At 71.1% G+C, this 14,263-nt stretch carries 15 protein-coding genes; 10 read left to right on the top strand and 5 right to left on the bottom strand.

Translation table 11 applies throughout. From position 1 onward, the window contains the following. The first annotated feature begins 33 nt into the window (after positions 1-33). Together ACFY32_RS01890 and fabF are read left to right on the top strand one after the other, a co-directional pair. On the top strand, positions 34-282 hold the full coding sequence (locus tag ACFY32_RS01890; protein ID WP_359191286.1) for an acyl carrier protein: 249 nt from the start codon (positions 34-36) through the stop codon (positions 280-282). A gap of 108 nt (positions 283-390) precedes the next feature. After that, positions 391-1,662 (top strand): beta-ketoacyl-ACP synthase II, encoded by a 1,272-nt coding sequence (gene fabF, locus ACFY32_RS01885; RefSeq protein ID WP_359191289.1) that lies wholly within the window; start codon positions 391-393, stop codon positions 1,660-1,662. Between the two features lie 129 nt (positions 1,663-1,791). On the opposite strand, the gene ACFY32_RS01880 is transcribed toward fabF, so the two are convergent. After that, positions 1,792-2,286, bottom strand: a complete 495-nt coding sequence (locus ACFY32_RS01880) for a DUF3145 domain-containing protein (RefSeq protein ID WP_359191292.1) — start codon at positions 2,284-2,286, stop codon at positions 1,792-1,794. A 260-nt stretch (positions 2,287-2,546) separates the two neighbouring features. On the opposite strand from ACFY32_RS01880, the gene ACFY32_RS01875 reads away from it, so the two are divergent. Both ACFY32_RS01875 and ACFY32_RS01870 read left to right on the top strand, forming a co-directional pair. Continuing rightward, entirely contained in the window at positions 2,547-3,434 is an 888-nt protein-coding gene (locus ACFY32_RS01875; RefSeq protein ID WP_390673172.1) for an SGNH/GDSL hydrolase family protein, read from the top strand. Between the two features lie 27 nt (positions 3,435-3,461). Next, on the top strand, positions 3,462-4,445 hold the full coding sequence (locus tag ACFY32_RS01870; RefSeq protein ID WP_390673171.1) for an aldose epimerase family protein: 984 nt from the start codon (positions 3,462-3,464) through the stop codon (positions 4,443-4,445). A 171-nt stretch (positions 4,446-4,616) separates the two neighbouring features. On the opposite strand, the gene ACFY32_RS01865 is transcribed toward ACFY32_RS01870, so the two are convergent. The 3 genes from ACFY32_RS01865 to ACFY32_RS01855 form a co-directional block, all read right to left on the bottom strand. After that, positions 4,617-5,468 (bottom strand): EI24 domain-containing protein, encoded by an 852-nt coding sequence (locus tag ACFY32_RS01865; RefSeq protein WP_359191301.1) that lies wholly within the window; start codon positions 5,466-5,468, stop codon positions 4,617-4,619. Between the two features lie 42 nt (positions 5,469-5,510). Next, complete coding sequence (locus ACFY32_RS01860; RefSeq protein WP_390673170.1) at positions 5,511-5,930, bottom strand: organic hydroperoxide resistance protein; 420 nt, start codon at positions 5,928-5,930, stop codon at positions 5,511-5,513. A gap of 100 nt (positions 5,931-6,030) precedes the next feature. Then, positions 6,031-7,053 carry an NADP-dependent oxidoreductase gene (locus ACFY32_RS01855; protein ID WP_390673169.1) on the bottom strand — a complete coding sequence of 341 codons (1,023 nt, stop codon included), beginning with the start codon at positions 7,051-7,053 and terminating at the stop codon, positions 6,031-6,033. A gap of 103 nt (positions 7,054-7,156) precedes the next feature. Between ACFY32_RS01855 and ACFY32_RS01850 the strand changes: the two genes are divergently transcribed. Further along, positions 7,157-7,609 (top strand): MarR family transcriptional regulator, encoded by a 453-nt coding sequence (locus ACFY32_RS01850; protein ID WP_359191310.1) that lies wholly within the window; start codon positions 7,157-7,159, stop codon positions 7,607-7,609. Positions 7,610-7,687: 78 nt separating this feature from the next. Here the strand turns inward: ACFY32_RS01850 and ACFY32_RS01845 are convergent, their stop codons facing one another. After that, on the bottom strand, positions 7,688-9,055 hold the full coding sequence (locus ACFY32_RS01845; protein WP_390673168.1) for a hypothetical protein: 1,368 nt from the start codon (positions 9,053-9,055) through the stop codon (positions 7,688-7,690). A gap of 264 nt (positions 9,056-9,319) precedes the next feature. Between ACFY32_RS01845 and ACFY32_RS01840 the strand changes: the two genes are divergently transcribed. The 5 genes from ACFY32_RS01840 (at position 9,320) to ACFY32_RS01820 (ending at position 14,181) form a co-directional block, all read left to right on the top strand. Beyond that, on the top strand, positions 9,320-9,832 hold the full coding sequence (locus tag ACFY32_RS01840; RefSeq protein ID WP_390673167.1) for a hypothetical protein: 513 nt from the start codon (positions 9,320-9,322) through the stop codon (positions 9,830-9,832). 76 nt (positions 9,833-9,908) lie between these two features. Beyond that, on the top strand, positions 9,909-10,571 hold the full coding sequence (locus ACFY32_RS01835) for a class I SAM-dependent methyltransferase (RefSeq protein WP_390673166.1): 663 nt from the start codon (positions 9,909-9,911) through the stop codon (positions 10,569-10,571). 350 nt (positions 10,572-10,921) lie between these two features. Then, positions 10,922-12,088, top strand: a complete 1,167-nt coding sequence (locus tag ACFY32_RS01830) for a mandelate racemase/muconate lactonizing enzyme family protein (RefSeq protein WP_390673165.1) — start codon at positions 10,922-10,924, stop codon at positions 12,086-12,088. Beyond that, positions 12,085-13,089, top strand: a complete 1,005-nt coding sequence (locus ACFY32_RS01825) for a zinc-binding dehydrogenase (protein WP_359191328.1) — start codon at positions 12,085-12,087, stop codon at positions 13,087-13,089. The genes ACFY32_RS01830 and ACFY32_RS01825 overlap by 4 nt, the downstream gene beginning before the upstream one ends. Before the next feature lie 123 nt (positions 13,090-13,212). Beyond that, positions 13,213-14,181 (top strand): hypothetical protein, encoded by a 969-nt coding sequence (locus ACFY32_RS01820; RefSeq protein WP_359191331.1) that lies wholly within the window; start codon positions 13,213-13,215, stop codon positions 14,179-14,181. The last annotated feature ends 82 nt before the right edge of the window (positions 14,182-14,263 follow it).

Raw genomic sequence — 14,263 nt, 5'->3', positions numbered from 1 at the left:
ATACCCTCTGGAACACAACGAAGGAGCGCCATCATGGCCGCCACCCAGGAAGAGATCGTCGCCGGTCTCGCCGAGATCGTGAACGAGATCGCCGGGATTCCCGCCGAGGACGTCCAGCTCGACAAGTCCTTCACGGACGACCTCGACGTCGACTCGCTGTCCATGGTCGAGGTCGTCGTCGCCGCCGAGGAGCGCTTCGACGTGAAGATCCCCGACGAGGACGTCAAGAACCTCAAGACGGTCGGTGACGCGACCGAGTACATCCTCAAGCACCAGGCCTGATCCACCCCGATCAGCGTCCTGGGCTGATTGCCCCGCCACCCGGCGGTGGCGCCGTTCCCCGTGCCAGCGGGGATGGTCCTCCTCGTAACCGTTGGAGAAAGAATTCCCGTGAGCCCGACCAATCGCACCGTGGTCGTCACCGGTATCGGCGCAACCACACCGCTGGGTGGCGACGCAGCCTCTACCTGGGAGGGCCTGGTCGCCGGACGTTCCGGAGCCAAGCCCCTGGAGCAGGAGTGGGCCGCCGAGCAGGCGGTCCGCATCGCCGCGCCCGTCGCCGTGGAACCGACCGAGGTCATTCCGCGGCCGCAGGCCCGCCGCCTGGACCGCTCGGCGCAGTTCGCGCTGGTCGCCGCCCAGGAGGCGTGGAAGGACGCCGGCTTCGAGGCGAAGGCCGGCGAGGGCGCGGACGTCGACCCGGACAAGCTGGGCGCGGTCATCGCCTCCGGCATCGGCGGGGTGACCACCCTGCTGGGCCAGTACGACGTGCTGAAGGAGAAGGGCGTCCGCCGCGTCTCCCCGCACACCGTGCCCATGCTGATGCCCAACAGCCCGTCGGCCAACGTGGGGCTGGCCGTGGGCGCGCGGGCGGGCGTGCACACCCCGGTCTCCGCCTGCGCTTCGGGTGCCGAGGCCATCGGTTACGCCATCGAGATGATCCGCACCGGCCGCGCCGACGTCGTGGTCGCGGGCGGCACGGAGGCGGCGATCCACCCGCTGCCCATCGCCGCGTTCGGCAACATGATGGCGATGTCCAAGAACAACGACGACCCGCAGGGTGCCTCGCGCCCCTTCGACACCGCCCGGGACGGCTTCGTCCTCGGCGAGGGCGCCGGTGTCATCGTCCTGGAGTCCGCCGAGCACGCCGCGGCCCGCGGCGCCCGCGTCTACGCGGAGGCGGTCGGACAGGGCATCTCCGCCGACGCCCACGACATCGTGCAGCCGGAGCCGGAGGGCCGCGGCATCTCGCACGCCCTGCAGAACCTGCTGGACCGCAACGACCTGGACCCGGCGGAGATCGTGCACGTCAACGCGCACGCCACGTCGACGCCGGCCGGTGACATCGCGGAGCTGAAGGCGCTGCGCAAGGTGTTCGGCGACCACGCCGACCACATGGCGGTCTCCGGTACGAAGTCCATGACCGGGCATCTGCTCGGCGGCGCCGGCGGGGTGGAGACGGTCGCGACCGTGCTCGCGCTGTACCACCGGCTGGCCCCGCCGACCATCAACATCGAGAACCTGGACCCGGAGGCCGAGGCCCACGCGGACATCGTCCGGGGCGAGGCGCGCAAGCTGCCGGTCGACGGGCGGATCGCGGCCCTGAACGACTCGTTCGGGTTCGGCGGGCACAACGTGGTGCTGGCGTTCCGGTCGGTCTGACCGACGTCCTGACGGCATGTGAAGAAGGGCCCCCACCGGTCGGTGGGGGCCCTTCTTCACGTACGGCGGAAAAGGCCGGGGCAGGCCCGGGGAAGGCCCGGGGCAGGCCGGGGGAAGGTGGCGGAAGGCTCACACCACCTGGTGCAGCCAGCGGACCGGGGCGCCCTCACCGGCGTACCTGAAGGGCTCCAGTTCGTCGTCCCAGGGCTTGCCGAGGAGCCGGGCGATCTCGGCCTCCAGGTCGGTCTCCTCGCGCTGGGAGCGCAGCAGGGCGGCGCGCAGCCGGTCCTCGGGGATGAGGATGTCGCCGTGGATGCCGGTGACGGCGTGGAAGATGCCCAGGTCGGGGGTGCAACTGTAGCGCTCGCCCTCGGCGGTGGCGCTGGGCTCGGCGGTGACCTCGAAGCGCAGCAGATGCCAGTTGCGCAGCGCGGAGGCGAGGGCGGAGGCGGTGCCGGCGCGGCCCTGCCAGGAGAACTCCGAGCGCCAGGTGCCGGGCGCGGCGGGCTGCCTGATCCAGTCCAGGCTGACGCGGTCGCCGAGCACCCCGGCGACCGCCCACTCGACGTGCGGGCAGAGTGCGCGCGGAGCGGAGTGCACGTACAGAACTCCACGTGTCGTCACCGGAACCTCCGGGCTGAGCGGGACATCTCGGATCGAGTGCTACGGCAGCGGCCCGGCGGGCCACGTTGATGGCGAGGCTACCGTGCGGCGGGGGGAGGAGTGTGACGTACCGTCGGTCCCGGTACGCGGAAACTCCCGGCATTCACCCACCAGGACGCTTGTACGGGTGTGTGCCGTTCCCCCGGGGGCCCCGGGAACCCTCGCGCGGTGTCATGGGTTGAGCATCATGACGGGGGTGCCGAGACGAGGAGTGGGCCGGGATGGGGCAGGGGACGCGGGACCGTCGGCGGCGTTCGCGGGCGTGCCTCGCCGCCCTGGCCGCCGGCGTGCTGGGGGTGACCGGCTGTGACGCCGTGGGCGGTGACTCCGGGCCGGGGCCGTCGAGCGCGAGACCGACGCCGGTGTGGGACACCAGCCCCCGGTCGGTGGCGGCGGTGGGCGACTCCATCACCCGGGGCTTCGACGCGTGCATGGTGCTGTCGGACTGCCCGGAGGTCTCCTGGGCGACCGGTGACCGGGCGGAGGTGGACAGTCTCGCGGTACGGCTGCTGGGCAGGGACCGGGCGGCGGGGCGGAGCTGGAACCACGCGGTGACCGGGGCCCGGATGGCGGACCTGGCCGGGCAGATGACCCGGGCGGCGGCCCACCGGCCGGAGCTGGTCACGGTGCTGGTCGGCGCCAACGACGCCTGCCGGTCCTCGGTGTCGGCGATGACCTCGGTGGCCGGCTTCCGCACCGGCTTCGAGTCCGCGATGCGCGCGCTGCGCAGGAAGGCGCCCAAGGCGCAGGTGTACGTGGCGAGCATCCCGGACCTGAAGCGGCTGTGGTCCGAGGGGCGGACCAATCCGCTGGGCAAGCAGGTGTGGAAGCTGGGCATCTGCCCGTCGATGCTGAGCGACGCCGACTCCCTGGACGCGGCGGACACCACGCGCCGGGAGACGGTCGGCAAGCGCGTGGAGGACTACAACGAGGTGCTGCGCGAGGTGTGCGCCCAGGACCTGAGGTGCCGTACGGACGGCGGCGCGGTGTACGACTACCGGTTCGGTACGGAGGAGTTGAGCCACTGGGACTGGTTCCACCCGAGCGTGTCCGGCCAGGCGAAGCTGGCCCGGATCGCCTACCGCGCCGTCACCGCGGAACGGGCCTGACCGGTCAGGTGTCCTAGAGTTCCGCACATGAACGAACTCTTCGGCACACTTCCCGACGGCACCCCCGTGCACCGCTGGACCCTGGAGCGGGCGGGCGTGCGGGTGCGGGTGCGGGTGCTGTCGTACGGCGGGATCGTGCAGTCGGCCGAGGTGCCGGACCGGGAGGGGCGGAGCGCCGACGTGGTGCTGGGGTGCGCCGGCCTGGACGGCTATCTGGCGCACCCGGAGCCGTACTTCGGGGCGCTGGTCGGCCGGTACGCCAACCGGATCGGGGGCGGGCGGTTCGAGCTGGACGGGCGGACGTACGCGCTGGCGCGCAACAACGGGCCGAACTCGCTGCACGGCGGGGAGCGCGGCTTCGACAAGCGGGTGTGGGACGTCACCCCGGTGGAGCACGGCGTGCGGCTCAGCCGGGTCAGCCCGCACGGCGAGGAGGGCTTCCCGGGCACGCTGGAGGTGTCGGCGACGTACACGCTGGACGCCTCGGGGGCGCTGCGCATCGCGTACGAGGCGGTCACCGACGCGCCGACCGTGCTGAACCTGACCAATCACAGCTACTTCGACCTGGGCGGGGCCGGCTCGGGCGGCACCGGCGGTCATGAACTGCGGCTGGCCGCCTCCCGGCTGACACCGGTCGACGCGGACCTGATCCCGGCGGGCGCGCCGGCGGACGTGACGGGCACCCGCTTCGACTTCCGGGAGCCGCGCAAGGTGGGGTCCGGTTACGACCACAACTTCGCGCTGGACAAGGGGGTCACCGAGGCGCCGATGGAGGTGGCCGAGCTGTACGACCCGGCGTCCGGACGGGTGCTGACGGTGGCTACCACGGAGCCGGGGCTCCAGCTCTACACGGCCGACCACCTGGGCGAGCCGTTCGGGCCGGGTGCCGGGATCGCGCTGGAGACCCAGCACTTCCCCGACTCGCCGAACCGGCCGGACTTCCCGAGCACGGTGCTGCGGCCGGGCGAGGTGTTCCGCTCCCGGACGGTGTACGGCTTCGGTACGAGGTGAGCGCCGGGCCCCGGCCCGGGTGCGCCGCCGGCGGGCGTCTCGCTCCCGTCCGGTGAACGACGAGCCCCGGTCCGGATGTCAGGGCCCGGACCGGGGCTGTTCCGACGGTAATCGGCGGGTCGCACCGGCGGCCCGCCAGCGGGCTCCGCGCCCGAATTCCGTACGAACCCTTCACATACGGTGGGTTCCGTCCGCCTCCGGGCCGTTCGTCTCGCCGTCGCCGGTTTCCTCGCCGTCGCGGGTCTCCTCGCCGTCGCGGGTCTCCTCGCCGTCGCGGGTCTCCTCGCCCAGCAGTTCGCGGGCCAGCAGGGTGGCGCCGGCGACGGCCCCCGGCATCAGGAAGACGGCGACGAACGGCACCAGGAAGGCCAGGCCGAGCGGGGTGCCGAAGCCCCAGACCAGCAGCTTGCGGGAGCGCAGCAGGGCCAGCCGCTCACGGAGCTGGACGCCGCGGCGCTGGAGGGCGACGGAGGCCAGTTCCTCGGTGAGGAAGAAGCCGGTGACGAAGAACCCGATCACCGGGACGACCGTCTGCCCGACGACCGGGATGAAGCCGAGGGCGAAGAGGAGCACGCCCCAGAGCGCGGCGCGGACCAGGATGCGCAGGGAGTCGCGGCCCGAGACCCACAGGTCCCGCCAGAGCGGCAGGCCGGACTCGGGGGCGGTGCCGTCCGGGGAGACGTCGCGGTCGACCCGCTCGGAGAGGCTCTCGTAGAAGGGCTGGCCGACGAGCAGGGTCACCGCGGTGAAGGTGAGGACGGCCAGCAGCAGGGCGAGGGCGAAGAGGACGGCGGTCAGGAAGCCGCGGAACAGGCCGGGCCAGGGGCTGGACCAGTCGTCGGCGAACGGGGTCGCCCAGGCGACGAGGCCCTCGCCCCACAGCGCGAGCGCGGTGAGCGCGGCCGCGTACAGCACCAGGGTGATCAGGCCCGGCAGCAGTCCGAAGCCGTAGCTCCTGCCGTGCCGGGCCACCCAGCGCTGGCCCTTCAGCAGATGGCCGAATCCCGCCCCAAGATCACGCATGGCGGCACTCTACCGGCCGGTACCGGGGGCCCGGGGAACGGTTCAGGCAAGCGTGACCGTGATGTTGCCGCGGGTCGCCTTGGAGTACGGGCAGACCTGGTGGGCCTGCTCGACCAGCGAGCGGGCGGTGGCGGCGTCCACGGACGGGATGTCGGCGGAGATCTCGACGATGAGGCCGAAGCCCTCGTCGTTCTTGCCGATGCCGACCTTGGCGGTGACGGTGGAGCCGGTCACGTCGACGCCCCGCTCGCGGGCGACGACGCCGAGCGCGCCCTGGAAGCAGGCGCTGTACCCGGCGGCGAACAGTTGCTCCGGGTTGGTGCCGGCGCCGCTGCCGCCCATCTCCTTCGGCGGGTTCACGACCACGTCGAGCCTGCCGTCGTCGGTGGCCACGCGTCCGTCGCGGCCGTTCTCCGCGGTGGCGACGGCGGTGTACTGGACGTCGGACTGCTGAATCGGCATGCGGTGTCTTCCTCCTCGGTCCGCCGGGACTCGCGCCCACGATCACCGACGGAATGAATATGGAAAGAAGTTACCGCATGTCGGAAACGGAAGGAAGGTCTCAGAGCTTGACGATCATCTTCCCGGTGTTGTCGCCGCGCAGGACGCCGAGGAACGCCTCCAGGTTGTTCTCGATGCCCTCGACGACCGTCTCGCGGTACTTCAGCTCGCCGTCCCGGACCCAGGGGCCGACCTCCTGGACGAACTGCGGCTGGAGGTCGTAGTGGTCGCCGACGAGGAAGCCCTCGATGCGGCCGCGGGTCTGGATGAGCCGGGCGAGGTTCCGCGGGCCGGGGGCGGGCTCGGTGTTGTTGTAGACGGAGATCATGCCGCAGACCGCGATCCGGCCGTCCCGGTTGAGGGAGCCGATGGCGGCCTCCAGGTGGTCGCCGCCGACGTTGTCGAAGTAGACGTCGATGCCCTCGGGGGCGGCGGCGCGCAACTGCTCGTGCACCGGGCCCTTCTTGTAGTTGAAGGCCGCGTCGAAGCCGTACTCGTCCAGGAGCAGCCGGACCTTCTCGTCGGAGCCGGCCGAGCCGATGACCCGGGAGGCGCCCTTGAGCTTGGCGATCTGCCCGACCTGGCTGCCGACCGCGCCCGCGGCGCCGGAGACGAAGACCGCGTCGCCCTCCTTGAAGGAGGCGGTGCGCAGCAGACCGGCGTAGGCGGTCAGGCCGGTCATGCCCAGCACGCCGAGGTACGTCGACAGGGGCGCGGCCTCGGGGTCGACCTTGACCGCGTGCCGGCCGTCGACGGCGGCGTACTCGCGCCAGCCGAAGAAGTGCAGCACGTGGTCGCCGGCGGCGATGCCCTCGGCGCGCGACTCCACGACCTCGCCGACGGCGCCGCCCTGCATGGCCTTGCCCAGCTCGAAGGGGGCGACGTAGGACTTGGCGGCGCTCATCCGGCCGCGCATGTACGGGTCGACGGAGAGGTAGCGGTTGCGCACCAGCACCTGGCCCTCACCGAGCGCGGGGACCTCCTCCTCGACCAGGGCGAAGTCCTCGGGCTTCGGCCAGCCGACCGGACGGCTCAGCAGGTGCCATGCGCGGTTGACGGCGGGGCGGGCGGGGGATTCGGTCATGGGGGCGCCTCTCCTCGACAGGGGGTGGGGGGATTACTTCACTACCTGAAACAACGATGCTCCTCAACATTTCAGGTTGTCAAACACCGGGTACCCTGAATTCATGGCCACGCCCCCGAGAACCCGCCGACCGGACGCACTGACCCTTGAGGTCGTCGAGCTGATCGGCGAGGTCGTGGCCCGCTTCTACGCGGACTACGAGGCGGCGGCGGCCGAGCGCTCCCTGACCGGCGCGCAGGCCCGGCTGCTGAGCCTGCTCTCCCTCGAACCGCTGCCGATGCGGAAGCTGGCCCGGCGGCTGAAGTGCGAGCCGTCCAACGTCACCGGGATCGTGGACCGGCTGGAGTCCCGGGGCCTGGTGGAGCGCCGGGCCGACCCCGGCGACCGCCGCGTCAAGGTCGCGGCGGCCACGGACGAGGGCCGCCGCGTCGCCCGCGGCCTCCGCGAGTCCCTGCACTTCGCCCGCGAACCCCTGGCGGGCCTGTCGGAAACGGAACGCACCCTCTTCCGCGACATGCTCCGCCGCATGCTCTCCACGGGCCCGGCGGAGGACTGACGCCGGGTCCGTCCCCGTCGCTGTGCACGACCCGAGCTGCTCGCGGAAAGGACCGTGACCGCGGCGCCCGCCCGCCCGTTACGCGGCGGCCTTCTGGCGGGCCAGCTCGCGTGCACGCTCGTCCAGCTCGCGCGCCTTCGGGTTGCTCAGGTGGCGGCGAATGCGTCGGCGCATGATGCCGAAGTGTTCGTCTGCTCGGGCCGAGCTGAGCGTGGCGTAGTCGTCCAGGAAGTTGTGCCATGTTCCGCATGCGGCTTCGAGGTGCCCGGCTTCGAGCTGTCGCTGGGCGAGCAGGCCGTTCGCGTGCGCGTTGCCCTGCTTCTCGACAGCGGGGCGGGCCCGGTTCGAGGCCCGCATGGCTTCGATCGATCCGGTCACGTCGCCGAGGGCGTAGAGCACGCTGGACCGGTGGAACTCGAAGGCCGCTCGGTCGTACCCGCCGATCGCGTCTCGCCGGTTGTCCGCCTTGGACAGCGCGGCCTCGGTCTCGCGCAGCCGCTCGAAGGCAAGCCGGCGGTCGCCGACCAGGGCGGCGCCATGAGCCTGCTGCCCTCGGAGGAAGGCTCGCAGTCGGGGACCCGCCTTCGGTGCCGCTTCTGCCGCCGAGTCGGCGAGCTGGAGAGCTTTGTTCGCGTGCTTCAAGTTGGCGGCTTGCAACGCCATGCCCCGCAGCGTCCGGCAGTAGGTGACTTCGTCGCTGCCCGCTTTGGCCAGCCCGAGGGCCTGCCGGTAGTAGCGCTGCCCGAGACCGTGCGCCTTCTCGTACATGGCCATCCACCCCGTGAGGTACACGAGATCGCTCGCGGCGGCGCGCATGTCGTTCTTGACGGCTTCGCTTCCGTCTGCCCGCAGGTAGGAGGCTACCGAGTTGACGATGAACGCGGCGGCCATCGGGCGTGCGTGCGCCCCTCCGAGTTCGTCGAGGATGTCCGCGACCTTTTCGGTCATGCTCCGCACCACGGCGACGTCACCGGGGCCGATCCTGACCGTTCGCCCCGCTGCTTGATGTTCGAGCCGGTCAAGAGTCTCGTCGGCTTCGCCGAAGCGAGGCACCACGAGAGCGGCGGAATAGAGCGCGGTCGAGAGGACCGCTCGGCGCGATGGGTCCATGTCTGCCCTTCCGGTGTCGACCAGACCCTCAATGGTGTTCAGCGCCGCCTCGGGGACAACGTCCGATCCGGACACGACGGCTGACGCTCCGAGACCCGCTTCTTCGTGCGTGACCGGTCGACCGATACGTCGGGCGAAAGCTTCGACGATGACCGGACAAACCTGCTTCCGAGGCATGTGCCCATTGAGCCAGTTGCTCACTGACGGCTCGCCGTAGTTGAGGAGAAGGCCCCGCTCGGTACCTACCCGGTTGACGGCCGAAGCCAGTTGCCGATACGTCCAGTTGGCTTCGTCGAGAAGCCTGGCCAGTCCCTCGTTCGGCTCTCGGTTCGGCACTCGGACCACTCCCCGTAACGCCGGTGATGAAGTCATTGAAGTACTCGCGCCCTGCCAACGGTACCGCTGCGGGCGACGGCTTGGTTGCGTAGAGCGACAACGTCAGCGAGAAGGGGAGTCCATGCCAGCCGAGGTCGAACAGCCGGCTCCGCGTAGCGGCGGTTGCAGAACGGCGATCGCCGTATGGGGCCTGTGCTTCTGGGTGCTGCCCTTGCCGCTACCGGCAACCTCTGAACCCCCACCACAAGGAAGGGGCAAGAGCACATGACCATCATGGTGGAGACCCCCAGGGGCGTGCGGACGCGCGACCCCAGGGAGCTACTGAACGCGGTGGAGCCGCTCGTGAAGGAGCGGCTGCACAACATCTTCGACGCTCCCGGGTCACAGGGCGTCGACCTGTGGGAGCGGGAGGTCCGCCTCCTCCTCCGTGACTCCGTGGCGGTTCGCAGTCTCGCGGAACGCATCCTCGGCCAAGCTGTGGCCTACCTGATCACGGCTATGGAAAACCCCGGAGTCGACATCGGGCCGGGCTACACGGTGGATCTCGGCGTCCACCAGATCATTCTCGACACGCCCGTGTACTTCGCGTTCTGCGAGGCGTACAACGGCGGGCAGTACAAGCACCATGCGCCGCTCGTCGAGCGGCGGCGCGACGGAACGGTCATGCGTACTGCCGCGATCATCGAACAGCATGGCTTCGCGGTCGACGCCGAACTGTGGGAAGTCGACGCGGCGGACTGCGGTCCGTGCGACGACAAGGTGCCCGACAGTCACTGACCACCCGACAGGGTGCCCCGCCTGTCCCCCGAGGGGCGGGGCACCCGCCGTTCAACGTCACCCCGAAGGAGGCCCGTTGGCCGCAGAGCACGACTTCGACAACGAGCGCGCTGTATGGGACGCCTACGCTGAGTCGGTGTGGAAGGACGTTGCCGACGCGGAGCCGGCGTTCCGGTGGACCCAGTACAAGGAACACGGTCCGGGCCCGGAACTCCTCGGCGAACCGGCGAGCGTCCTGGAGATCGGGTGCGGTACCGGCCGCGCGCTCGCGTTCCTCGCCCGGCAGGGGGTCGAGGCCCGGGGGGTGGACATGTCGCCGGTCATGGTCGCGCACGCGTCGGATCGGTGGAAGCCGCTCGGCGTCGACTTCGTGTGTGCCGAAGTGCTGGGCTTCCTGGCGAGGGATACGCGCACCTATGACGCCGTATTCTCGGTCTTCGGCGCCGCATGGTTCAGCGACCCGCGCAAGCTCTTCCCGCTGGTCCGCGGACGCCTGAACCCCGGGGGCCGGTTCGTCTTCTCGCAGCCACCGGCCATCCCCGGAGCGTACGGCCCCCAGGGCATGTACAAAGGCGGCTTCGCGGGTCCAGCGACGTACACCTACCGCTACAGCCACACCCCCGCTACGTGGCGAGGTCTCCTGCTCGCGGCGGGCTTCGACAAGGCTGTGGCCTCGGTCCTTGAGGCCCCGAAGCCGGATCACATCGGCACTCTGATCGTCGAGGCTGTCGCTGCGTAGGGTCCGGTGAAAGGTTCGGCGATGCCGAGGCCGGCGGCGGCCAGGACGAAGCCCGCCGGATCAGCAGGGTGCGGCGGCGTCTGCGGTGGGCCGCGGCCTTGCGGTCGCGGTGGCCGATCTCCGTACCGGAAGCGTCTTCCGGAGGCTCGGACGAGGCTTCCGCCGCGCCGGCGGCGCCCGCAAAGCCGGCTGTGGAAGTTGCGCGGAGGCCCCGGTCGGGGCGAGAACTTTCGAAAGCCCCGAAAGCCTTGTGCGTCCGACCCATTGACACCCCCGCCGCGCCCTCCTTACTGTCTCGCCAGCATTTCGAACGAGTGCCGAAATATCGAACACAGCGGAGGACAACAGCCGTGCGCATCACCGGAATCAGCACGCACGTGGTCGGAACGCCGTGGCGCAACCTGACCTATGTCCAGGTGCACACCGACGAAGGGCTCACGGGAGTCGGCGAGACCCGGATGCTGGGCCACACCGACGCCCTCCTCGGCTACTTGAAGGAGGCCGAGGTCAACCACATTCTCGGCTCCGACCCGTTCGCTGTCGAGGACCTCGTGAAGCGGATGAAGTACGGGGACTACGGCCGCGCGGGCGAGATCGTCATGTCCGGCATCGCCGTGGTCGAGATGGCCTGCTGGGACATCAAGGGCAAGGCCCTGGGCGTCCCGGTGTGGCAGTTGCTCGGCGGCAAGGTCACCGACAAGGTCAAGGCTTACGCCAACGGGTGGTACACCACCGAGCGGACGCCCGAGGCGTACCACAAGGCCGCGCGGGGGGTGATGGAGCGCGGGTACCGGGCGCTGAAGATCGACCCGTTCGGCACCGGGCACTTCGAGCTGGACCACCAGCAGACCCTGTACGCCGTGTCGCTGATCGAGGCGGTGCGGGACGCCATCGGGCCGGACGCCGAGCTGATGCTGGAGATGCACGGCCGCTTCTCCCCCGCCACCGCCGTGCGGCTGGCCAACGAGCTGGCGCCGTTCAAGCCGGCCTGGCTGGAGGAGCCGGTGCCGCCGGAGAACCTCAGGGCGCTGAAGAAGGTCGCCGAGAAGGTGGACCTGCCGGTGGCGACCGGTGAGCGCATCCATGACCGGATCGAGTTCCGGGAGCTGTTCGAGGACCAGTCGGTGGACATCATCCAGCCGGACGTCGGTCACATCGGCGGCATCTGGGAGACCCGGAAGCTGGCCGCGACCGCCGAGACCCACTACACCCTGGTCGCCCCGCACAACGTGGGCGGTTCGGTGCTGACCGCCGCCTCGCTCCAGGTCGGCTTCACCTCGCCGAACTTCAAGATCCTTGAGCACTTCAACGACTTCGCGGACGCGGAGATCAAGAAGGTCGTCAAGGGCGCGCCGCAGGTGAATCCGGAGGACGGGTGCTTCCATCTGTCCGACGCGCCGGGGCTCGGCGTGGAGCTGGACACCGACGCGGCGGCCGAGTTCCCGCAGCAGCAGGCCCGGTTCGACCTGTGGGCCGAGGGCTGGGAGCAGCGCAAGCCCAAGGCGACGAAGGCATGAGCGCCGAGGTCGTCGTCGAGGCGCCGGGCGCGCACAGCCTGGTCCCGCACGAGCCGCGCGAGCCCGGTCCCGGGGAGGCGCTGGTGCGGGTGCACGCCGCCGGCATCTGCGGCAGCGACCGCGAGGTGTACCAGGGCAACCGGCCCGAGGGGTACGTCCGTTACCCGCTGACGCCCGGCCACGAGTGGTCCGGGACGGTCTCGGTGGTCGGCCCCGGGGTGCCCGGGTCGCTGGTCGGCCGGAAGGTGGTCGGCGAGGGGTTCCGCAACTGCCAGGTGTGCGACCGCTGCCACGCGGGCGAGACGACGCTGTGCTCCGCCGGGTACGAGGAGACGGGCTTCACCCAGCCCGGCGCGATGGCGCCGACGCTGACCCTGCCCGCCCGGCTGCTGCACGTCCTGCCCGACGACGCCGACCTCGCCGCCGCCGCCCTGCTGGAGCCGGCCGCGTGCATCGCCGCCGCCGCGCTGAAGGCGAACGCCCGGCCCGGTGAGCGGGTCGCGGTGGTCGGCACCGGGACGCTCGGCATGTTCGCCGTGCAGTTCCTGCGGGCCGCCTCGCCGGGCGAACTGCTGGTGGTCGGCACCCGGGACGACCGGGAGGCGCTGTCGCGGCAGTTCGGCGCCACCGACTTCCGGACCAAGGACCGGCCGCTGCCCGGCGGCTTCGACGTGGTCGTCGAGACGGCCGGGTCCGCCGACGCCGCCCGGACCGCCGCCGCGCTGCTCAGGCGCGGCGGGAGGCTGGTGCTGACCGGCATCCCCGCGCCGGGCGCCGACGGACTCGACCCGACCGACCTGGTGGTACGGCAACTGGAGGTGCACACCGTCTTCGGGGCGGCGCCGGACGCCTGGGCGCACGCCGTGCGGGTGTTCGCCGCCGGGCTGCTCGACCCGCTGCCGCTGGTGACGCACGAGCTGCCGCTCTCCGAGTTCTCCCGGGCCATCGAGCTGGTGGGGTCCGGTGATCCGAAGGTCGGCAAGGTGCTGCTCCGCCCCTGACCGTACGCCGGTACGGGGGCGACCTGACGGTCCCCGTACCGGCGTACACCCAGCGCCGTACGCCACCAGCCACGAACTGTGTCCGGTATTTCGAACCGGCATCTCGAACACGAAGGACAGCTTGTGACCGACGCTTCCGCCACGGCGCCCCGCCGGCCCGGTGAGCAGGCCCTCACCGCCCTCGGCCTGGGCGCGCCCGCCCTCGACCCCGCCGACGCCTCGCCGCACTCCTTCCCCGGCGGCGGCCGCTGGCGCACCGAGATCCCTTCCTGTGAGGGGCCCGAGGCGCTGGCGGTGGTCCTGAAGGAGTCCTCGCGGCTGGATGTGCCGATCCACCGGATCAGCCAGGGCAGCGGCGTGTGGATGCTGACCGACGCCGAGATCACCGAGATGGTCGAGGCGACCGCCGAACGGGACATCGAGCTGTGCCTGTTCACCGGGCCGCGCGGCACCTGGGACATCGGTGCCTCGGTCCGTACCGACTCCGGCGGCGCGGGCCTGCGGGCCCGCGGGTACGACGCGGTGGCCGGCTGCGTCGAGGACGCCGTGCGCGCCACCGAACTGGGTGTGAAGTGCCTGCTGGTCGCCGACGAGGGCGTGCTGTGGACGCTGCACCGGGCGCGGGCGGCCGGGATCGTCCCGGCCGACACCACGCTGAAGCTCTCCGCGCTCGTGGGGCCGGTGAACCCGGCCTCCTTCGCGGTGTACGAGCGACTGGGCGCCGACTCGGTCAACGTGCCGAGCGATCTGACGCTGGATCACCTGACCGAGATCCGCCGGGTTTCGGCCGCGCCGATGGACATGTACATCGAGGCACCGGACGACCTCGGCGGCTATGTGCGGATGTACGAGGTGGCCGAACTCATCCGGCGGGGCGCCCCGCTGTATCTGAAGTTCGGGCTGTCCAAGTCCCCGGGGATCTACCCCTACGGCCACCACCTGCGGGAACTGACGCTGGCCACCGCCAAGGAGCGGGTGCGGCGCGGGCGGCTCGCGCTCGATCTGCTGGCCCGGCACGGGGCGGACGGGGAGATGGCTCCGGTGGGGTCGCGACTGCCGGGTCCGCTCAACCGGTTCGAGATTTCGTCATAACGTTCCGGAAACTCTCTTCTCAAAACACGACACGACCGCGCACAATCCCACACACCTCGTCTCGGTATCTCCTCGCACACAT

The organism is Streptomyces sp. NPDC000134 (assembly GCF_042899225.1).
Taxonomy (GTDB): Bacteria; Actinomycetota; Actinomycetes; order Streptomycetales; family Streptomycetaceae; genus Streptomyces.
Note: the sequence above shows the minus strand (reverse complement) of the source record. Positions and strands in the feature narration are given on the sequence as shown.

What these genes read in the sequence shown, in the direction of transcription:
- ACFY32_RS01890 (WP_359191286.1), top strand. Translation starts at nt 34, where the DNA reads ATGGCCGCCACCCAGGAAGAGATCGTCGCCGGTCTCGCCGAGATCGTG.
- ACFY32_RS01875 (WP_390673172.1), top strand. Translation starts at nt 2,547, where the DNA reads ATGGGGCAGGGGACGCGGGACCGTCGGCGGCGTTCGCGGGCGTGCCTC.
- ACFY32_RS01870 (WP_390673171.1), top strand. Translation starts at nt 3,462, where the DNA reads ATGAACGAACTCTTCGGCACACTTCCCGACGGCACCCCCGTGCACCGC.
- ACFY32_RS01865 (WP_359191301.1), bottom strand. Translation starts at nt 5,468, where the DNA reads ATGCGTGATCTTGGGGCGGGATTCGGCCATCTGCTGAAGGGCCAGCGC.
- ACFY32_RS01860 (WP_390673170.1), bottom strand. Translation starts at nt 5,930, where the DNA reads ATGCCGATTCAGCAGTCCGACGTCCAGTACACCGCCGTCGCCACCGCG.
- ACFY32_RS01855 (WP_390673169.1), bottom strand. Translation starts at nt 7,053, where the DNA reads ATGACCGAATCCCCCGCCCGCCCCGCCGTCAACCGCGCATGGCACCTG.
- ACFY32_RS01850 (WP_359191310.1), top strand. Translation starts at nt 7,157, where the DNA reads ATGGCCACGCCCCCGAGAACCCGCCGACCGGACGCACTGACCCTTGAG.
- ACFY32_RS01840 (WP_390673167.1), top strand. Translation starts at nt 9,320, where the DNA reads ATGACCATCATGGTGGAGACCCCCAGGGGCGTGCGGACGCGCGACCCC.
- ACFY32_RS01825 (WP_359191328.1), top strand. Translation starts at nt 12,085, where the DNA reads ATGAGCGCCGAGGTCGTCGTCGAGGCGCCGGGCGCGCACAGCCTGGTC.